The organism is Streptomyces sp. NBC_00286 (assembly GCF_036173125.1).
Classification (GTDB): domain Bacteria; phylum Actinomycetota; class Actinomycetes; order Streptomycetales; family Streptomycetaceae; genus Streptomyces.
In genome coordinates this window covers 7638840-7659417 of the sequence record NZ_CP108054.1, presented here as the reverse complement: position 1 = coordinate 7659417, position 20578 = coordinate 7638840, and the positions used below count along the sequence as shown (strand labels likewise).

13 protein-coding genes are annotated in these 20578 nt (G+C 72.0%); 8 read left to right on the top strand and 5 right to left on the bottom strand.

Annotated features, from left to right (window positions below; genetic code table 11):
- Window positions 1-22: 22 nt before the first annotated feature.
- Window positions 23-784, bottom strand: coding sequence for a hypothetical protein (locus OHT21_RS34580; RefSeq protein WP_328772191.1), 762 nt, complete (start codon window positions 782-784; stop codon window positions 23-25).
- 135 nt (window positions 785-919) lie between these two features.
- Here OHT21_RS34580 and OHT21_RS34575 point away from each other — a divergent pair, with 135 nt between their 5' ends.
- Window positions 920-1738: an adenosylcobinamide-GDP ribazoletransferase gene (locus OHT21_RS34575; RefSeq protein WP_328774336.1), complete on the top strand. Its 819-nt coding sequence runs from the start codon at window positions 920-922 to the stop codon at window positions 1736-1738.
- Window positions 1739-2299: 561 nt separating this feature from the next.
- Here OHT21_RS34575 and OHT21_RS34570 read toward each other — a convergent pair.
- The 4 genes from OHT21_RS34570 to OHT21_RS34555 form a co-directional block, all read right to left on the bottom strand.
- Window positions 2300-2947: a spherulation-specific family 4 protein gene (locus OHT21_RS34570; RefSeq protein ID WP_328772190.1), complete on the bottom strand. Its 648-nt coding sequence runs from the start codon at window positions 2945-2947 to the stop codon at window positions 2300-2302.
- Window positions 2944-4470, bottom strand: coding sequence for a hypothetical protein (locus OHT21_RS34565; RefSeq protein WP_328772189.1), 1527 nt, complete (start codon window positions 4468-4470; stop codon window positions 2944-2946). The genes OHT21_RS34570 and OHT21_RS34565 overlap by 4 nt, the downstream gene beginning before the upstream one ends.
- A complete protein-coding gene (gene pelF, locus OHT21_RS34560; protein ID WP_328772188.1) occupies window positions 4467-6020 on the bottom strand; it encodes a GT4 family glycosyltransferase PelF in 1554 nt (517 codons plus the stop codon). The genes OHT21_RS34565 and pelF overlap by 4 nt, the downstream gene beginning before the upstream one ends.
- Before the next feature lie 80 nt (window positions 6021-6100).
- Window positions 6101-8083: a hypothetical protein gene (locus OHT21_RS34555; protein ID WP_328774335.1), complete on the bottom strand. Its 1983-nt coding sequence runs from the start codon at window positions 8081-8083 to the stop codon at window positions 6101-6103.
- Between the two features lie 384 nt (window positions 8084-8467).
- Between OHT21_RS34555 and OHT21_RS34550 the strand changes: the two genes are divergently transcribed.
- From OHT21_RS34550 to OHT21_RS34520, 7 genes are all read left to right on the top strand, one after another.
- Window positions 8468-10030 carry a leucyl aminopeptidase gene (locus tag OHT21_RS34550; RefSeq protein ID WP_328772187.1) on the top strand — a complete coding sequence of 521 codons (1563 nt, stop codon included), beginning with the start codon at window positions 8468-8470 and terminating at the stop codon, window positions 10028-10030.
- Between the two features lie 282 nt (window positions 10031-10312).
- On the top strand, window positions 10313-11701 hold the full coding sequence (lpdA, locus tag OHT21_RS34545; protein WP_328772186.1) for a dihydrolipoyl dehydrogenase: 1389 nt from the start codon (window positions 10313-10315) through the stop codon (window positions 11699-11701).
- Between the two features lie 56 nt (window positions 11702-11757).
- Window positions 11758-13560 (top strand): 2-oxoglutarate dehydrogenase, E2 component, dihydrolipoamide succinyltransferase, encoded by a 1803-nt coding sequence (gene sucB, locus OHT21_RS34540; protein ID WP_328772185.1) that lies wholly within the window; start codon window positions 11758-11760, stop codon window positions 13558-13560.
- 254 nt (window positions 13561-13814) lie between these two features.
- Complete coding sequence (locus tag OHT21_RS34535; RefSeq protein ID WP_328772184.1) at window positions 13815-14444, top strand: GntR family transcriptional regulator; 630 nt, start codon at window positions 13815-13817, stop codon at window positions 14442-14444.
- Window positions 14445-14734: 290 nt separating this feature from the next.
- Complete coding sequence (locus OHT21_RS34530; RefSeq protein WP_328772183.1) at window positions 14735-19303, top strand: cation-translocating P-type ATPase; 4569 nt, start codon at window positions 14735-14737, stop codon at window positions 19301-19303.
- A gap of 117 nt (window positions 19304-19420) precedes the next feature.
- Window positions 19421-19552, top strand: a complete 132-nt coding sequence (locus OHT21_RS34525) for a hypothetical protein (protein WP_328772182.1) — start codon at window positions 19421-19423, stop codon at window positions 19550-19552.
- A gap of 92 nt (window positions 19553-19644) precedes the next feature.
- Window positions 19645-20121, top strand: a complete 477-nt coding sequence (locus OHT21_RS34520) for a hypothetical protein (protein WP_328772181.1) — start codon at window positions 19645-19647, stop codon at window positions 20119-20121.
- Window positions 20122-20578 lie beyond the last annotated feature (457 nt).

Genomic DNA, 20578 nt, shown 5'->3' with positions numbered 1-20578 from the left:
ACCCTGTCTTCGGGAAGTCCGCCTAACTTTCGGGGAGCCGCTTCGGAGTCGGGTCCGGTCTGCCGCCGATCCAGTCCTCCAGTTTGCGGCGGGGGACGGACCAGCGGCGGTCGTGGCGGTAGGCGCGGAGGCTTGATCTGGCTCGGGCGCGGGGGCGGCTGCGGTAGAAGCGTTTGGCCCACGGGGAGCCGGGGCGGGCCAGGCGGACGGCGCCGATCAGGGCGATGAGTGGGACGATCACGCCGAAGATCGCGAGACGGGCCTTGCCCTTGGCGAGGGCGAGCAGGGCGATGAGGAAGTTCCCGGCCACGGTGCTGATGGCGGCGCCGCGGTCCTGGAGTTCGTTCTCGCTGAGGTCGTTGACGCCGAACGGCACGAAACCGAGGAGGACCAGGCCCACCAGTGCCGCCGTGACCGCCACGACCTCGACGCTCTGGCGGCCCTGCTCGCTCCAGTAGACGTCGTCGAGATGCAGGATCAGCGCGAACTCGTCGAGCACCAGGCCCACGCCCATCCCGAAGAGGACCGCGCACAACCCCGAGCCGAAGCCGTGCCCTCCGCCCGCCACCGAGCCGAAGCCGCCGACGACGGTCAGGATCACTCCGGGGACGACGTGGTGGACGTGTACGCCGCCGGTCTTGACGTTGCCGAACGGGCCCTTGCCCGCGCGGATGAGCCGGGTGATGACCCGCGTGATCACGAAGGTGAGTACGAACGCGGCGAGCGCCAGTAGCAGGGGGAGTTTCCCCGGCTCGTAGATGTTCCGGTACCACCAGTCACCCATGTCCCCATCCTGCGACCGGATCGGGGCCGCTGCCTGCTGTGCCGTACTCTGCGGCGCGTGTCCAAGCCGGAGAACGAACCCGCGTACGGCTCCGAGAACGAGCCGGAGAAGCAGCCTGCGCCCGAGGCGTCCGGGATGTCCGGGGCCTCCGGGACGTCCGGGACGTCCGGGGCGTCCGGGGCCCCCTGGCCGGACGGCCTCCGGTTCGCGTTCGGCACGCTCACCGTGTTTCCCGTCGCGGTGTCCCGCTGGGACCGTGAGGCCGCACGGGCGGGCATGCTCTGCGCGCCCGTCGCGGGGCTGGCCGTCGGGCTGTGCGCGGCTGTGGCGGGCGGGCTGTTGCTGCTCCTGGGCGCCGGTCCGCTGCTTGCCGCCGTGGTCACCGTCGCGGTGCCCGCCGTGCTCACTCGCGGGCTCCATCTCGACGGGCTTGCCGATACGGCGGACGGGCTTGGCAGCGGTAAGCCTGCGACGGACGCGTTGCGGGTCATGAAGCAGTCGGATATCGGGCCGTTCGGCGTCATCACCCTGCTTTTCGTGCTGCTGGCGCAGGTGGCCGCCCTGTCCCAGGCGTACGGGGCTTCCTGGGTCGGCGGCATGTTCGCGGCCGTCGTTTCGGCGACCATTGCTCGGCTTGCGCTCACGCTTGGCGCTCGGGCCGGGACGCCTGCGGCTCGGCCGGAGGGGCTGGGCGCGGCCGTCGCCGGGGCGGTTCCCCTGCGGGGGGCGTTGCTCGTGGGGGGCGTCGTCACGGCCGTCGGTGCGTTCCTGGGGGCGTATGACGGGATGTACGGCTTCGTGCGCGGCGCGCTCGCCGTACTCGTCGCCTGTGCGGCGGCCGAGCTTCTGCTGCGGCGCTGTGTCCGCCGCCTCGGCGGTGTCACGGGGGACGTGTTCGGCGCGCTGGCGGAGACGGCGGCGACGACTGCGCTGGTCGTTCTGGTGCTGGGCTGAGGGCAGGTTTCTCGCCCCCGCCGCCCCTACCCATTCCCATCCCTGGGGCTCCGCCCCAGCCCCCCACCAGGGGCTCCGCCCCTGGACCCCGCTCGGGGCTCCGCCCCCGACCCCGTTTCGGGGGCCAGCCCCCGAACCCCCGGTCCTCAAACTCCCCCAGCTACCGCTGGGAGGTGCCCCCAGACGGGCTGATTTTGCGCGGCACTCGCCGGAGGGACTGTGTTGCGCGGCGCGAGCCGGGGGACTGTGTTGCGCGGTGCCTCGCCGAAGGGCTGAACGTGCGCGACGCTCGCCAAAGCGCCGAACTTGCGCGGCCACCGCCCGACGGCTGATCTGGCGCGACCGAGCCTTGTCAGCGCAGGCCCGCACCAATCAGCCCGTCTGGGGGCACCTCTGGGGGCACCCCCAGCGGTAGCTGGGGGAGTTTGAGGACGAGGCCGTTCAGGCCGATGGGGTCCGGGGCGGAGCCCCGAAAGGGGTCTGGGGCGGCAGCCCCAGCGGGGTCCAGGGGCGGAGCCCCTTGGTATGGGACGGGTAGGGGCGGCGGGGGCGCATCACCACTCACCCCAGCCGCAGCGCATGCGGCAGCGTCCCCCACGGGTGTGCGCCCGTGCCCGGTACCGCGCAGTGGACGGTGGCGCCGCGCGCGTGCGCCAGTTCGCCCACACGGGCGCCCGGCGGCACCCCGTACACCAGGTGGCACAGGCGCGTGCGCGAACCGCCCTTCCAGGGGGCGGGCCGCAGCGTCCGGTACGTCTCCCAGGAGCCCTCGAACGTGACCAGGACGTCCGCCAGCCTGCCGTACGCGACATGCGGTGGCGCCCCGTGGTTGAAGACCAAGGTGTCGCAGCCCGCACCCCAGGCCGCCGTAGCCAGCCGCTGGTAGTGGCCGAACTCACCTAGCCCAGTGGCTACTTGGTCGAGGAACGCGCCGTTCGTGCCGTACCAGTCGCGGTGTCGGGTCAGGTCGGCGGCGACCTCGGCACGCGGGCGGCGGCCGTAGGCGGTGTCCACGTACCCGAAGACCCGCACCTCGGCCGCGCGCAGACGCTCCGCGATCTCCGCGAACGCCGAGTCCGGCACCTCCCCAGGCCCGCTGGCCGGGTTCAGCACAACCCCGTAAAGGCGGGGCGCCGCGGCGACTATCGCCTCCCACTCCGCGGGGCGGACCGACGGGTGCTCGTAGTACGGAACCAGCAAACGGCTCACCGGTGGGCCGTCGCTCTGCCCAGCAGCCAGCACACCAAGGACGCCAGTACGCCGGCGGCCGTGGCATACACCACGAGGCCGATCAGGTGCGGGTCCGCACCATCCACCAGCAGCGCCACGCTCTGCGCGAGCCCCGCGGCGCAGCAGACCACCGCGGCGCTCAGGACCGCGCCAAAAGACTGAAGCAGCAGGCCTGTCCACAGGACCACGCCGAGGAGCAGCAGGGCGGTGAGGCGTACGCCGCCCAGGCCGGGCGCGTCGGGCCACAGCGCGGCCGTGGCGATGCTGAGCAGGAACAGCGCCGCGAGATAGCCGCTGAGGCACTTCACGAGGGTGACCGCGGTGGTCCGCCAGAACGCACGGGACGTACGGCTGGAGCGCAGCCCGGCGAGGCTACCGCTCCGGAACCGGTACAACAGCCACTCCGCGGGCCCCATGCTCAGCGTGAGCGCCACCGCGGCCGGCGCGGCGATCGCGGCATCCGAACCGGCGCCCTCGGCCAGGACGTCACCAAGCGCCACGTAGACCACGAGTACGCCGCTGCCCACCCCGAAGAAGGCGTACGGCAGCGACGCGCCGAGCCAGGGTGCTGCGCCGGGGCGGGAGCGCTTCCCGTCGCCTCGGAAAGGCACCAACGCTGCGAACCCCGCCGCCCAGCTCATCCGCTTCCCGTTCTCCCCCGACTCCCGTACCGCCGGAGCCACTTCACGCACCGCCAACGCCGACACCGCCGCCAGCGAGCCCAGCAACAACACCAGCCGCGCAGCGTCCGGAACCGGCCGCGCCAGTGCCACCAAGGCGCCCGCCGCCATCGGCAGCAGCGCGGCCAGCAGGGCCCGTTCGCGGCCCATCACCAGCAGCACGGTGGCCGCCCCGAGGTAGCAGGACTGCCCGGCCGCGAAGGCGACCGCGCCGAGATGGTCCGCGGCGACGGCCAGGGCGACCAGGGAGCCGAGCAGGGCGCCCGCCGGAGCGCCGATCAGGAGCGAGCGGCGGGAGGCGGTGCGGTCGCCCAGGCCCAGCCACGAGTACGCCCGGTGGGCCAGGCCCTGGTTCCAGGCCCAGCCGCACAGGGCGCCGGCCAGCAGCGGCGCCGTACCGGCCGGGAGTCCTAGGCCGTCCTCGGGGCCCGCGAGGAGGGGCGCCCCGAGGACGTAGCCGAGTCCGGGCAGCGCGAACACGACGCCTCGGAGCAGGCAGCCCAACAGGCCTATGCGCCAGGGGTCGTGGGGCGGGCCCGCCGGTTCGGGGTGGCGGCGTTCGGCGCGTGCGTACAGTTCCTCGGCCAGCGAGAACGAGTCCTTGCAGCCGTACTTCTCGCGTATCTGGTCGTCCGACATGCCGTCGGACTCCAGGAGCGCGGCGATCTCGTCGGGGTGGACGGCGGCGGCTATGAACTCGTCGAGGCGCGTGGCGAGTTCGTCCACCGGGTCGGGCTCCGCCCAGCTGGGCCGGCGTCGGCGCGGTACGGCGGGCAGGGTGTCGTACGGCGCGCCGGGCGGCATCCAGACCGAACCGCTCACCGGTCCGTCCCTCCCCCAGACTCCGTCCGGGGAGACCCCCAGGCGACAGCCTGGTACCAGGGATCGCGCAACTCGGCGGTCCAGTCGACGACGGTCTCGACGGTCGGCTCGTACACCTCGGGCAGGCCCGCGAGCTCGTGGTAGATGGTGCGGAAGGCGCCCACGGAACGGCGAAGCGTGAACCGGTCGATGACGCGCTGGCGCGCCAACCGGCCCATTGCCAGGCGCCATTCGTCGTCCTTGAGCAGCGTAAGCGCGGCCGCGGCCATCTTCTCCGGCTCGCGCGGCGGCACAACCAACCCCGTGTCGCCGACCGCCTCCTTCACCCCGCCGACATCGGTGGAGACCGTGGTCCGCCCGCACGACATGGCCTCGATGATCGAGAAGGGGAAGCCCTCCGAGATCGACGACAGCATCACCACATGCCCGGCCGCGTACGCCCGCCACACCTCGCTGATCCGCCCCTCGAAGCTGATCCCGTCCGTCACACCCAGCTCGGCGGCGAGCTTCTCCAGCTTGGTCTTGTACGCCTCTCCCCCGGGCGGCACGGGACCGAACAACCGCAGCCTGGTCTCGGGGAGTTCGGCACGCACCATGGCGTACGCGCGGATCAGTGTCTCCAGGTCCTTGATGGGGTCGATACGGCCGCACCAGGTGAGCGTGGGCACCTCCGGCTCAGGTCCGGCATGCGGGAAGGCGCCCGGGTCGACGCCGTTGTAGACGGTACGGATCTTGTCGGGGTCGGCGCCGCCGCGTTCCTCCCAGCGGCGGTTGTACTGGTTGCACGGGGTGATCAGGTCGGCTGATTTGTAGCCGAGAGTGTTCAGCTCGCGGTAGAAGCCGAGCATGAAGGCCTTGACGGGCCAGCGCTGTTCCTCGCTGCGGTAGCCGAGATAGCGCTCGCGGAGATAGATGCCGTGCTCGGTGAGCAGGAAGGGTATGCCGTCCAACTCCCGTGCGGCCAGGGCCGGAAGGGTGGCGAGGCCGCTGCCGGTGGAGTGCGAGACGGAGCCCTCGGGGAGCCGTACGCCGAGCGGGCGCAGCGCGTGTTCCAGCAGGTCGGTCGCGGTCAGCGCGTCGTGCACGGTGGGCCGGGCGGCGGCGGTCGGCAGATGCGGCAGGGTCCATATCGCCATGAGCGAGCGCAGCGCGGCCTCGGTGCGCAGGGCCGCCGACAGCCGTCCCTCGCGGGCGAGTTGGGCCAGTTCGTAGAGCGCCTCGCCGAAGTCGCAGTGCGCGCCGGGGTCGAGGAAGGACAGCAGGAACCGTTCATAGGTCTCGAGGAAGCGGCGGCGGGTGCTCCCGCGTGGTGGGCGCCGGGAGCCGGGGCGCCTGCCCCACAGGGGCACGGATATATGCTGGTAGACGTTGGACGGCAGCTCCCAGGTCACGGGTTCGCGACCGCTGCCGGCGAGCGATATGAGGTTGAACTCGACTTCGGGCATGCCCTTCACGAGCTGGTCGCACCAGGTGCTGACCCCGCCGTGGACCAGCGGATACGTGCCCTCCGTGAGCAGGGTGACATGACGGCCGGTGGTGCCGGTGGTCATCGTGGGGTTCCCCCTGGAACAGGTCTACGGCTCGATGGACGGGCGTCTGCTGTGCGCTGCGCTGCTCTCTCGTCAGACGGTTACGCGGGCAGTCTCAGCGTGAGGGCGTTCTGCGAGCTCTCCGGCGTGGTCCAGGCCGAGCGTTCACCGGCGTACGGAGTGCCGAACTCAGCCGTACCGCCCGGGAGTTGCTTGAGCGTGCCCTCCGGAGCGGTCACCGGGATCTCGGTCCCGGACGGGGCCGTGACGGTGACCGTGTCGCCGACCCGGTACGCCGTGACGTCACCGTCCGCGACAGCCCGCTGCCAGGCGGCGCGGCGCTGGAACTCGGTGCCGATCGTGCTCTGCCGCGGGTTCTCCAGCGGGGTGTTGTCAGCGAACAGTGCGCGATAGTCGGCGAGCACCTTGTCCAGGACCGGGTAGAGCAGCCGTTCCTCGGCCAGGTTGGACTGGTGGACGTAGTGCGGGCGCGGGTCGTTGTTCACGGCGTGCCCGAGAGCGATACGGGCCTCCTGGGGGACGATGTACGACGCGAAGCCGGTGGCCGGGTCGAGCGGGCCCTCCAGGCAGGTGGACGTGGGGTTGTTCTCGCAGACTCCGCTGCCGCCGTCGGCCTTGGACGTGTAGACCCAGTTGTACTCGTCGGTCATCTCGGCGGCCGTACCGACGTTGTAGTACACGTTCATCGGGTGGCGCGGCACGGTCAGCGCGGAGCCCACCGAACGCTGCTCCGGTTCACGGGAGTTGTCGGAGGCGATCCACTCGATGCCGGTGTCGGCGAGGGCGCCCGCGAGGTTCGGGTTGTCGTCCGGCTGCTGTGGCAGCGTCTTGAGACCCGAGTGCTCCCCGGTGACCAACTCTGTGGAGTCGACCGGGAGTCCGTGGCTTTCCGCCCACTTCTGGTTGTCGCTGATCTGCGCCGCGATCTCGGCGCGGCTCATGTACTGCGTCGTGCCGTCGGGGTCCTTGGCGCAGCTCCACGGCACGGTGCTGGTGTCCTGGACGCAGCCCAGGAAGGGGTGCGTGTAGGTGTGGTTGATCCAGCGGTACTCGCCCTTGTCGGCGAGGAGTTGGTCGGTCAGCGCGTCCGTGCCGCCGTTCTCGGCCTTCCACTCCTCGCCGGCGCCCGCATTGTAGACCATGTCGAGGGTGAAGTCGCTGCTCTGCTGCCACTGTGCTGCGTACACCGCGTCGTCCGCGGTCATACGGATCGGCGTGGTCCCCTCACCGTCACCCCCGACGCAGTCGAAGTCGCCCGGTGTGCAGTTGCGTTCGGTGTCCCAGCGGCTGTCGGGGGCGAAGACGTCGTCGACATGGACGGAAAAGTAGTTCCTGCTCTGGCCGAGGTGTACGCCCTGAGTCAGCCATTCGACGATGCCACGGGCCAGCACCCGGAACTGCTGCTGGTCGTCGTTGTACGCGAAGGTCACGACGAGTTCGCGGCGGCCGTCGTGGGCGTACTCGCCGACCAGGCTGCCGCGGCCCCCTCCGCCGGGCACAGCGATGTCGACGTAACTGGTGAAGCCCTCGCGCGGCCGGGCCACATACCCGTAACTCTCCTGAATGGAGCCGGAGTTGTCCTCGAACCTCAGCGGTCCGTCGAGATAGCCGAAATATCCCGCCTGCCCTGCCTCGGTGACCGAGGCCTGGCGGCCGTCGAGCGTGCCGGCCCAGCCGCCCTCGGTGGTGTAGTCGAGGCCGACACCGGGGTGCGCCCAGGTGTAGGCGTCGACCTGGGGGATGCCGAAGGTCCTCTCGTACGACTCCAGGGCGGCCTGCTCGGCCGAACCGGCCCCGAACGGCGCCTCGTTGGGCAGGACGACGCCTTGGAACTTGGCGCGCGGCACACCACCGTCCACCGTGTCGCTGAGGAACGCCTCGTCGATCGTCGGGCGGTCCGCGTCGTCGAGATCGACCGTGGTGTACGGGATGCCGGTGCTCTTCAGCTCCTCGGTGATGGCCTCGACGGGGCTGTCGCCGTTGTCGACGACCAGCACCCGGAGATCGATACGCGGCGCCTCGGCCGCGGACGCTCCGGGTGCTCCGAGGCCCAGCGCCAGCATGCCCGTCGCCGCCAAGCCAACGGCTACGGTTCTCCAACTGCGCGCGCTCTGCGGCACGGTGACTTCCTCCCCTGACGGATCCTCATGTGGTCAGCTGAGGGAGGATCCGTGGAAATCATGCAAAGCGAAGAGCGGATCACTCACACCGAATGGGGCGAGTGTGACTCAGGTCACCTCCTGTGAGGGTCGATAAATGGCCGCACCGCCACGGCGGGATGAACGGCCGCTGGAATGAGCGAAACCCGCCACCGAGCGTAGGCTCATGTCCGGTACTCCCCCGGTCCGGTCCAGCCCGCCGATCAGCCGTCTCATAGGCTCCTTCGTCGGGCCCGGCCGAGCCACCCCCCTCGGCCAGCAACTCAATGGAAGCGAGATTTCACCACCGTGACTGCTCTCACTCTCAGCACCGCCGCAGCGCCGGGCCTGCGAGCCGACGCGATCGTCGTCGGTGTCGCCAAGGGCGGCTCCGACAAAGGCGGCTCCGCCAAGTCCGGGGACCTGGTCGTCGCACCGGGCGCGGAGGCCGTGGACAAGGCGTACGACGGCGGGCTCGCCGGCGTTCTGGAGACCCTCGGCGCCTCCGGCGGCGAGGGCGAGGTGACGAAGCTGCCGGCACCGTCCGGCTTCAAGGCACCGGTCGTGCTGGCGGTCGGTCTCGGTGCGCAGCCCGACAAGGACGCCTCGTTCGGCACCGAGACGCTGCGCCGCGCCGCCGGTGCCGCCGCCCGCGCGCTGGCCGGCTCGAAGAAGGCCGCGTTCGCCCTGCCGGTCACGGACGCCGCCGACGCGGGCGCCATCGGCGAGGGCGCGCTGCTCGGGGCGTACTCCTTCGACGTCTACAAGGAGAACGCCAGCAACGACAGCAAGAAGGGCGCGAAGAACGGCAAGGCCCCGCTCGCCGAGGTCGCGCTGCTCGGCGGGAAGCCCCGCGACAAGGCGTACAAGGCGGCCGTCGAGCGCGCCATCGCCGTCTGCGAGGAACTCAACCGCGCCCGCGATCTCGTCAACACCCCGCCGAACGACCTGAACCCGGAGGCCTTCGCCGCCGTCACGCAGGCCGCGGCCAAGGAGCACGGCATCAAGGTGCAGGTGCTCGACGAGAAGGCCCTGGAGAAGGGCGGGTACGGCGGCATCCTCGGCGTCGGCGCCGGGTCCGCGTCCGCTCCCCGCCTGGTGAAGCTCTCGTACACCTCGTCCAAGGCGAAGAAGCACCTGGCCTTCGTCGGCAAGGGCATCACGTACGACTCGGGCGGCATCTCGCTGAAGCCCGCGGGCCACAACGAGACGATGAAGTGCGACATGAGTGGCGCGGCTGCCGTGTTCGCGGCCGTGGTCGCCGCCGCGCGGCTCGGCCTCGAGGTGAACGTCACCGGCTGGCTGGCCCTCGCCGAGAACATGCCGTCGGGGACGGCGACCCGGCCCGGTGATGTGCTGCGGATGTACAGCGGCAAGACGGTCGAGGTGCTGAACACCGACGCCGAGGGGCGGCTCGTGCTCGCCGACGCGTTGTGGAAGGCCTCCGAGGACAAGCCGGACGCGATCATCGATGTGGCGACGCTGACGGGCGCGATGATGCTCGCGTTGGGCAACCGTACGTTCGGCGTTATGGCCAACGACGACGCGTTCCGCTCCGCTGTCGTCGAGGCCGCGGAGGAGGCCGGTGAGGCTTCGTGGCCGATGCCTCTGCCGGACCATCTGAAGAAGGGGATGGACTCCCCTACCGCCGACATTGCCAACATGGGTGAGCGGATGGGTGGGGGGCTGGTTGCCGGGCTGTTCCTGAAGGAGTTCGTGGGGGAGGGCATCACCTGGGCTCACCTCGATATCGCGGGGCCTGCCTTCAATGACTCCGGGCCGTTCGGTTACACGCCCAAGGGGGGTACGGGGTCGGCTGTGCGCACGTTGGTGCGGGTTGCCGAGCTGGCAGCTTCTGGGGATTTGGGCTGAGGTCGCCTGAGAGCTCGGGGGGTGCGGGCTGCTGCGCGACTGCGGGTCGTCCGTGGTTGATCGCGCAGTTCCCCGCGCCCCTGAAGGGGCGCTGTCCTGCACGTCGCGATAGAGGTTGACGTCTCACACACCGGCCCGGCGTCCCGGCTTTCACGGACAAGTGCAAAGATGGGGTCTCGGCAGGACAGGGCCCCACCACAGGGCCGAAGAAAGAGCGGCCGGACACCAGCCGCCGCCCGGTCGGGAGACCGGCGTACGGCGCACATGCATGGAGGACGTGACGTGGCGAACGACGCCAGCACCGTTTTCGACCTAGTGATCCTCGGCGGCGGTAGCGGCGGCTATGCCGCGGCCCTGCGCGGAGCGCAGCTGGGCCTTGACGTCGCCCTGATCGAGAAGAACAAGCTCGGCGGTACCTGCCTGCACAACGGCTGCATCCCCACGAAGGCCCTGCTGCACGCCGGCGAGATCGCCGACCAGGCGCGTGAGGCCGACCAGTTCGGCGTGAAGGCCACCTTCGAGGGCATCGACATCGCGGCCGTCCACAAGTACAAGGACGACGTGATCAGCGGCCTCTACAAGGGCCTGCAGGGTCTCGTCGCCTCGCGCAAGGTGACGTACATCGAGGGCGAGGGCCGGCTGTCCTCCCCCACCTCCGTCGACGTGAACGGCCGGCGCGTACAGGGCCGCCACATCCTCCTGGCGACCGGCTCCGTGCCGAAGTCTCTGCCGGGCCTGGAGATCGACGGCAACCGCATCATCTCCTCGGACCACGCGCTGACCCTGGACCGCGTACCGCAGTCCGCGGTCGTCCTCGGCGGCGGCGTCATCGGCGTCGAGTTCGCCTCGGCCTGGAAGTCCTTCGGTACGGACGTCACGGTCATCGAGGGCCTGAAGCACCTCGTGCCGGTCGAGGACGAGAACAGCTCCAAGCTTCTTGAGCGCGCCTTCCGCAAGCGCGGCATCAAGTTCAACCTCGGCACGTTCTTCGAGAAGGCCGAGTACACGCAGGACGGCGTCCGCGTGACCCTCGCCGACGGCAAGACCTTCGACGCGGAGGTCCTCCTTGTCGCCATCGGCCGCGGCCCGGTTTCCGCCGGTCTCGGCTACGAGGAGCAGGGCGTCGCGATGGACCGCGGCTATGTCCTGGTCGACGAGTACATGCGCACGAACGTGCCGACCATCTCGGCCGTCGGTGACCTGGTCCCCACGCTCCAGCTCGCCCACGTCGGCTTCGCCGAGGGCATCCTGGTGGCGGAGCGTCTCGCCGGTCTGAAGACGGTGCCGATCGACTACGACGGTGTGCCGCGGGTGACGTACTGCCACCCGGAGGTCGCCTCCGTCGGTATCACCGAGGCCAAGGCCAAGGAGGTCTACGGCGCGGACAAGGTCGTCGCTCTCAAGTACAACCTCGCGGGCAACGGCAAGAGCAAGATCCTCAAGACCGCGGGCGAGATCAAGCTCGTCCAGGTCAAGGACGGTGCCGTCGTCGGCGTCCACATGGTCGGCGACCGCATGGGCGAGCAGGTCGGCGAGGCCCAGCTGGTCTACAACTGGGAGGCGCTGCCCGCCGAGGTCGCGCAGCTCATCCACGCTCACCCGACGCAGAACGAGGCGCTCGGCGAGGCCCACCTGGCCCTGGCCGGCAAGCCGCTGCACTCGCACGACTGACAGCCCTCGGGCGCGACGACACAGACTTCCGCAATTCGTAAGGAGCAACAGAAACCATGGCGGTTTCCGTAACCCTTCCGGCGCTCGGCGAGAGCGTCACCGAGGGCACTGTCACCCGCTGGCTGAAGGCCGAGGGCGAGCGCGTCGAGGCCGACGAGCCGCTGCTGGAGGTGTCGACCGACAAGGTCGACACCGAGATCCCCTCGCCCGCCGCCGGCGTACTGGCGTCCATCAAGGTCGCCGAGGACGAGACGGTGGAGGTCGGCGCCGAGCTGGCCGTCATCGACGACGGCACGGGCGCCCCCGCTGCCGCTCCGGCCCCGGCCGTCGAGGAGGTCGCCGCACCTCCGGCCCCCGAGCCGGCCCCGCAGGCCGCCCCGTCCACCGAGGCCGCCGCTCCGGCTCCGGCCCCGACCGCTCAGGCCGCCGCCGGTGGCGGCACCGCCGAGGGCACCGACGTGGTCCTCCCGGCGCTGGGCGAGTCCGTCACCGAGGGCACCGTCACGCGCTGGCTCAAGGAGGTCGGCGATTCCGTCGAGGCCGACGAGCCGCTGCTCGAGGTCTCCACGGACAAGGTCGACACCGAGATCCCGGCGCCCACCTCCGGTGTGCTCCTTGAGATCACCGTCGCCGAGGACGAGACCGCCGAGGTCGGCGCCAAGCTCGCCGTCATCGGCGCCCCGGGCGCGGCTCCGGCCGCCGCTCCGGCTCCGGCCCAGCCCGCCCCGGCCGCGGCGCCCGCCGCTCCGGCCCAGCCCGCTGCCCCGGCCGCGCCTCCGGCCCCTCCGGCTCCGGCCGCCCCCGCGGCTCCCGCCGCCCCGGCGGCTCCGGCTCAGCCCGCCGCTCCGGCTCCCGCGCCGGCCGCGCCCGCTCCCGTCACTCCGGCTCCGGCGGCTCCCGCCGCCGCGCAGCCCACCGACGAGGGCGCGTACGTGACCCCGCTGGTGCGCAAGCTCGCCGCCGAGAACGGCGTCGACCTGGCCACCGTCAAGGGCACCGGCGTCGGCGGCCGTATCCGCAAGCAGGACGTCATCGCCGCCGCCGAGGCCGCGAAGGCCGCCGCCGCAGCTCCGGCTCCGGCCGCTGCCGCACCAGCTGCTGCCGCTGCCAAGAAGGCGCCGAGCCTGGAGGCCTCCCCCCTCCGCGGCCAGACCATCAAGATGCCGCGCATCCGCAAGGTCATCGGCGACAACATGGTCAAGGCCCTGCACGAGCAGGCCCAGCTGTCCTCGGTCGTCGAGGTCGACGTCACGCGGCTGATGAGGCTGCGCGCCAGGGCCAAGGACGCGTTCGCGGCCCGCGAGGGCGTCAAGCTCTCCCCGATGCCGTTCTTCGTGAAGGCGGCGGCCCAGGCGCTGAAGGCCCACGCGCCCGTCAACGCCCGGATCAACGAGGGCGAGGGCACGATCACCTACTTCGACACCGAGAACATCGGTATCGCGGTGGACTCCGAGAAGGGCCTGATGACCCCGGTCATCAAGGGCGCCGGCAACCTGAACCTCGCCGGCATCGCCAAGGCCACCGCCGACCTGGCGGGCAAGGTCCGGGCCAACAAGATCACTCCGGACGAGCTGTCCGGCGCGACCTTCACCATCAGCAACACCGGTTCGCGCGGCGCACTCTTCGACACGATCATCGTGCCGCCGGGTCAGGTCGCGATCCTCGGCATCGGTGCCACGGTCAAGCGTCCCGCCGTCATCGAGACCGACGAGGGCCCCGTCATCGGCGTACGCGACATGACGTACCTGACGCTCTCCTACGACCACCGCCTGGTGGACGGCGCCGACGCCGCCCGCTACCTGACGGCGGTCAAGGCGATCCTGGAGGCGGGCGAGTTCGAGGTCGAGCTCGGCCTGTAACTCCGGTCGTACGTACGCGCCCTCGTCCTCCGCGGAGTTCAGCGGAGGACGAGGGCGCGTCGTCGTTTCCGCAGGGGGTATCCGTACGGGTCATCCGCCCGGGTCTTTACATCGGGCGGCCCCCTGGCAGCATGTAAGGCTTGTCTCACCTGCGCTGAAGCGCCCCCGCGCGCCCCTCTTAGACGGGAACTCGGCCTTATTGTCTAGACGTCAACGCCTCGGGGCCTTCGTACGCCCCCTTCAAAGGAGCCCTCATGACCGCGCCCGTCGTCCACTCGCTGCGCGAACAGATCCGCGAGCACATCGTGGACGGCATCGTGAGCGGGCGCTGGAAGCCGGGCGAGCGGATCGTGGAGCGGCGAATCGCCGTGGAGCTGGAGGTCAGCCAGACGCCCGTACGGGAGGCCCTGCGGGAACTGGAGGCGCTGCGGCTGATCGAGTCGGCGCCGAACAAGGGCGTACGGGTCAGGAGCCTGACGGCCGCCGACCTGGAGGAGATCTATCCCGTACGGGCCGGTCTGGAGCAGATAGCCGCCGAGCTGGCGGCGCAGCGGCTGGCCGAGGACACCACGGCGCTGGAGCCCGAGGTCGCTGCGCTGTACGAGGCGGACCGCGCGGCCGACGGCGAGGCACAGGTGCGGCACACCGTGGCCTTCCACCGGGAGATGGTGCGGGCGGCCGGGAACAGCGTGCTGCTGCACACCTGGGAGGGGCTGGGCATCGAGGTGTTCACGGCCCTGTCGATCCGCTGGCTCGGCACGCGGCAGCAGTCGTACGCGGAGGAGCACGAGGCGCTGGTCGAGGCGTTCAAGCGGCGGGATCCCGACATCGGTCGGCTGGTGAAGGAGCATGTGCTGGGGTGTGCGCCGCGCGCCGACGCGTAAGCGCTCCGCTGGGGGTGCAGTGATTCGGCTGCGGCGCCGTCGTGGCTGGTCGCTCCCGCGCGGCGGAGCCGCACATTGATACAGCCCCGCGCCTCTGAGAGGCCTGCGGCCTCCAAGGGGACGCGGTACTGCAACCGGGACCCCTCAGCCCGCCCGGCTCCCCTCCTCCCCTAGGCCCATCCGGCGGCACGCGCAGGGCGCAAGGCAACCATGCGTGCACATACTGGTGTAAGTCGTGTCGTCCTCCGGGGCGCCGCCCACGCCCGTAGCCGGCCGATGGTGGAGTCCGCATGATCCTGCCAGTGCTCGCCAAGTCCGCGCGCCTGCCTTCGGCCATGTACTCAACGGTCCGCTCCGGCGCCGGGCGGCTGACCACCGTACCGACGGCGCTGCTGCAGTCCATGACGTCGACGCCCCGGCTCTGGCGGACCCCCGGAGGCGTGCAGATCGAGGTCCGGCGCCTCGGGCGGCCCGGCACGGCAGCCGCGGCACGCGAGGTGGAGGCCGCGCTGCGGCGGGTGCCGGGGGTGAGCCGTGCCGAGGTGAACGGCACGCTGGGCTGCGTATACGTCGGCTGCGGGCCGGAGACCGACCTGGAGCGCGTCACCGGACTCGTCGCCACCGCGGACGCCGCCGCCCAAGAGGCGAAGGGTGCGGACGCCGGGCGGGCGCGGAGCCAGGTCGGCTTCCCGGGTGATCCGGGCGCCGCGGTCGGGGCGGCCGTCCGGCTCGGCGCGGGCTTGGTGGCGGTGGGTGTGGCGACGGTGGGCGACAGGCTCCGGTTGCGGGGCCTGCCGCCGGTGGTGATGTCGGCGGTCCAGCTCGTGGAGTCGGCGCCGCCGCTGCGGGACGGCCTGGTGCGCCGGATCGGTGAGAAGGCCACGGAGCGCGGCTTCGCCATGACGAACCTGCTGCTGACGACGCTGACGTTCCGGCCGCTCGGCGCCGCCGTGGCCGCCACCATGGCCGCTGCCCGGTATGTGGAGGTGCAGGCCCGGCGCCGGGCGTGGGCGGAGTGGTCGAGCCGGCTGGCGGTGCACGAAGGGACGTACCGGCATGACGCGTTGCCGGGGTACGAGCGACCGGCCAAGCTGCCGCCGGGGCCGGGCGACCGGTACGCGAACCTGGCGGCTCCGGTGGCCCTGGGTGCGTACGGGCTGACGGCGATCGGCGCGCTCAGCCATGACCGGAGCCTGGCGCTGCTGATCGCGGGTACGCCGCGGGGTCCACAGTTCGGCCGGGAGGCGTTCGCGTCCTCGGTGGCGCGGGCGGTCTCCGACCGGGGGGCGATCGCGCTGCGGCCGGAGGCGCTGCGCCGACTGGACCGGATCGACACGGTGGTCCTCGACGCCAGGGTGCTGGCCACCGGCGGCTGGACCGTCGAGGGCGTGGCGCCCCTGAACGGCGGCCCACAAAGCCCTGCTGTGCAGGAACAGGACGGTCCGACTGTGCAGGAACAGGACAGTCCGGACGACGATGAACTGCACGCCCGGATCCACGAGTTGATGGAGCCGGACGGTCCGCCGAGGCGCCCCCGGCCGCCCGGCGCCGGTCCCTTGCCGCCACAGCGGCAGGGGGACTGGAAGCTGCGGCCGTTCACCGGCGCGGACGCCGCCCCTGCCGCCGAACTACCCGCCCGGCCCGCCGCGCTCGCCCGGCAGTGGGCCGAAGAGGGCGCGCGGGTCATGCTCGTACTGCGGGCGGGCCAGCCGGTGGCCGTGGCAGCCCTCGCCCTCCAACTGCACCCGCTCGCCCACCACTTGGTGCGCGCGGCACGGGACTGCGGCCAGGTGCGGCTGGTGGGCGGCCCGCCAGGGCTGCACCGCAGGTTCGGGCTGCGGGAGGCCGCGCGTACGGGGCACCGGCGTACGGCCGCTCTGGTCCGCTCTCTCCAGTCGCAGGGCCATGGTGTCGCGGTGGTCTCGGCACGGACCCGGCGCGCCCTCGTCCGCGCGGATCTGGGCATCGGGGTGATCGCAGGTGCCCGGCACGTTCCGTGGGACGCCGATGTCGCCGCCCCGCCCGATGTCGTCCACCTGCTGCTGACCGCCCTGCCGGAGGCCCGGCGGCTCAGCCGGCTCTGCACCCGCCTCGAGGCTGCCGGCGCCGCGGCGGGCTCGGGCCTCGCGCTGCTGGTGCCCCGGCCGCGGGCCTGGGCGCGGGCCCGGCTGGTGACCGACGCGGTGACCATCGCCGGGATCGCGACGGGCTTCTGGGCGGGCTGGCGGCTGCACGGGCGTCCGACGCCGGCGGCGGCCGAACGTACGCCCTGGCATGCCATGGCGGTACGTCAGGTGATGACCCGGCTCGGCACCTCGTCCCGGGGCCTGGACGAGGCCGAGGCCGCGCGACGCCGGCAGTTCGCGGGCCGTGACCGGCACGACGGCGCCGTCACCCTGGTCGGCAGGGTCGCCGAGGAGCTGGCCAATCCGCTCACGCCCATCCTGGCGATCGGCGGAGGCATCTCGGCCGCGCTCGGTTCCGTACTGGACTCCGTGCTCATCGGCGGCGTACTCGGCGTGGACGCGTTGGTCGGCGGGGTGCAGCGGCAGCAGGCGGACCAGGCGGCGGAACGGCTGGTGGAGGCGACTTCGGCGCGGGTGAAGGTACGCCGGCCCGGCCGGACCGAGGCCGTGGAGGCGGCCGGTGAGCACCTGGTGCGCGGCGATGTGATCGAGCTGCGGGCCGGGGACGCGGTTCCCGCGGACTGCCGGGTGGTGCGGGCGCAGGGCTTGGAGGTCGACGAGTCCAGCCTCACCGGCGAGTCGCTGCCCGTCGTGAAAAGCGCCGCCCCGACCGCGGCCCGCACGGTCGCGGACCGTACGTCCATGCTCTACCAGGGGACGACCGTGGCGGCCGGCGAGGCACTGGCCGTGGTCGTCGCCACCGGTACGGCCACCGAGGCGGGCAGCGCGGCGGAGGCGGGCCCGGAGGGCGGGCCGCCGGAGAGCGGTGTGGAGCGGCGGCTGAAGGCGCTGGGCCGCTGGTTCCTGCCGCTGTCCGTCGCCGCGGGCGTGGTCCTCTTCGCCATCGATCTGCTGCGCGGACGGCCCCTGGGCGGCGCCCTGGGTTCGGCGGTCAGCCTGTGCGTGGCGGCCGTGCCGGAGGGGCTGCCGTTCGTCGCCACGGTCGCGGAGCTGGCCGCGGCCCGCCGGCTGTCCACCCGCGACACCCTCGTACGCAGCGCCTCCACCATCGAGGCGCTGGGACGCACCGACGTGCTGTGCTTCGACAAGACGGGCACGCTCACCGAGGGCCGGATCAGTCTCCAGCAGGTGTCCGATGCCTTGGAGGAACGCCCGCCCGACCAGCTCACCCCGCCCCTGCGCCGGATCGCCGCCACGGCCGCCCTCGCGGGCCCGCCGGGTCAGGCCGCGACGCTCGCCCATCCCACCGACCGTGCCATCGCGGCCGGCGCCGAACTGCTCGGCGCACCCACCGCCCGGGCCGCCGGACTCGGTACGGACTCCTGGGAGGGCCTCGCGGAGCTGCCGTTCGAGCCGGGGCGCGGCTACCACGCCGTGCTGGGACGCTCCGACTCCGAGACACGGATCGTCGTCAAGGGCGCCCCCGAGGTCGTACTGGCCCGGTGTGTCAGCATCCGCCGGGACGAGACATCTCAGCCCTTCGACGACCGGGTACGGGACGAGATCGAAGCGGAGACCGACCGGCTGGCCCGGCGCGGTCTGCGGGTCCTCGCGGTCGCCGAGCGGGTGCTGCCGGCAGGGGCTCCCCCGCAGCTCGATGACGAGGATGTCGGGGAGCTGAGTCTGCTGGGTCTGCTGGGCCTCGCGGACCCGGTGCGGTCCACAGCGGCCGAGAGCGTGAACCGGCTGTCCCGGGCAGGGGTACGTATCGTCATGCTCACCGGCGACCATCCCAGCACCGCCGCCGCGATCGCCCGGGAGCTGCGGCCCGAGGAGGAGCCGCGGCTGATGACCGGGGCGGAGCTGGACTCCCTGGACGACGCGGCGCTCGCGAAGACGCTGCCGGAGATCACGGTCTTCGCGCGGGTCACGCCGGGGCACAAGGTCCGTATCGTCACGGCTCTGCGGGCGGCGGGCCGGGTCGTCGCCGTCACGGGCGACGGCGCCAATGACGCGCCCGCCATCCGGATCGCCGACGTCGGCATCGCGCTGGGCTCGCGGGCCACCCCGGCGGCCCGCGCCGCCGCCGACGTGGTGGTCACCGACGACCGTATCGAGACCATCGTCGACGCCTTCGTCGAGGGCCGGGCCATGTGGGCCTCGGTGCGCAAGGCGCTGGGCATTCTGCTCGGCGGCAACCTGGGGGAGATCGCCTTCACCCTGGCGACCACCCTGCTCACCGGCCGCAGCGCGCTCAACGCCCGCCAGTTGCTCCTGGTCAACCTGCTCACCGACATGCTGCCCGCCATGGCCATCGCCGCCCGCCCACCCGCCGACCACTCAAGCCGGCTGCTCGCCGAGGGCCCGGAGGTCTCCCTCGGCAAGGCCTTGATTCGGCACATCCGGCTGCGGGCCGCGGTCACCACGGCGGCCGCCACCGTCGCCTGGATCGCCGCCCGCGCGACCGGCACCCGGGCGCACGCCGACACCGTCTCGCTGGTCGCCCTGGTGGGTTCCCAGTTGCTCCAGACGCTGCAGGACGCGGGCCGCGATCCGGTGGTCGCCGCGGCCGTGGTGGGGTCGTTGGCGGTACTGGGCGTGGTGGTGACCGTGCCCGGACTCAGCCACTTCTTCGGCAGTCGGCCCCTGGGTCCGGTGGGCTGGACGATCGCGGTGACGTCGGCGGCGGGTTCGGTTCTGGTGCCCGCCGTGGCGCAGGGCGCGGCCGGCGTGGTGGCACGGACGGGGCGGTCAGCGGGCCCCAGGTCTTGACCTGACCTGACCGCAAGGGGATATTCACGCGCAGGTCACCTTGGGGCAGCCCGCCGGATGGTGTCGGGGCTGACAAAGGAGGCGTAACCCGCACGTCCACATGAAAGGCGGCCTGCCATGCCGCAGATCCTCGGCACGATCCTGACCCAGGTGGCGATCGCCCTGATCGAGGCCGTTCTGGTACGCCTGATCATGCAGCTCTGGAAGTCCTTCGCCGCGAGCGGGCGCCCGGTGGCCGCGGCCACCTAAGTTTGTCCGTTTCAGGGGTTTATCGGCACGTATGCATGGAAGCCGATCCCGGGAGACCAGCGACTCACGCTTTCCAGCACGGGAGGGCGGAGATGATTCCCCCACACGCCGAGCCAGAGCCCCAGGAACAGGCCCAGCAGCAGGAACAGCCCCAGCAGGCACAGGATCAGGAGAAGAGGACGGGCGGCGGCAAGGTGGTGCACCTGCACACCGCACACGCCAACATCCCCATTCCGTACGTCACTCCAGGCGACGCCTTCTCCAAGATCCGGCTACCGAACGTCCGCACGGCCACATCAGCAGCCGCATCCGTGGCCACCACCGCGACCTCCGCGGCCACATCACTGCTCCCCTCACCCCGCAAGCTCGCCTTCTACGGCGTCCTGGGCGGAATGACCGCAGCCGGCGCCATCGGCTGGCCGGTAGCGGTAGCAGTAGGCGCCGCCACAGAGGTAATCACCCGAGAACAGTCGGCCCGCCAACGCGAAGAACACGAACGCATCGAGCGCCAGCACGCCGAGCACGAGGAACGCAGCCAGCAGCCCTCCAAGCAGACGGCGACTGCGTAACGCAGCGTCAGCCCCGCGCCCCTCCAGGGGCGCGGGGCTGTATCGATTTGCGGCTCCGCCGCGCGGGCGCACCGCACCCCTAGGGAGGCCGCAGGCCTCTTAGGGGCGCGGGGCCGTATCAATATGCGACTCCGACGCGCGGGCGCGACCAGCCACAACGGACCCGCAGATCCGAACCGCCCCCGCGCAGCGCGAACGTGCGGCCCCGCCGCGCAGACGGCGCGACCACCGCCCCGTAAGGGGCGCGGGGCTGTATCACTATGCGGCTCCGCCGCGCGGGCGCGACCAGCCACAACGGACCCGCAGGTCACCACTCCACCCCTCAGCGGAGCGCCAATGTGCGGCTCCGCCCCGCGGGCACCCCGCGCCCCTAGGGAGGCGGCAGACCTCTGAGGAGCGCGGGACTGTATCGATTTGCAGCACCGCCGCGTGGGCGCGAACAGCCGCAACGAACCCG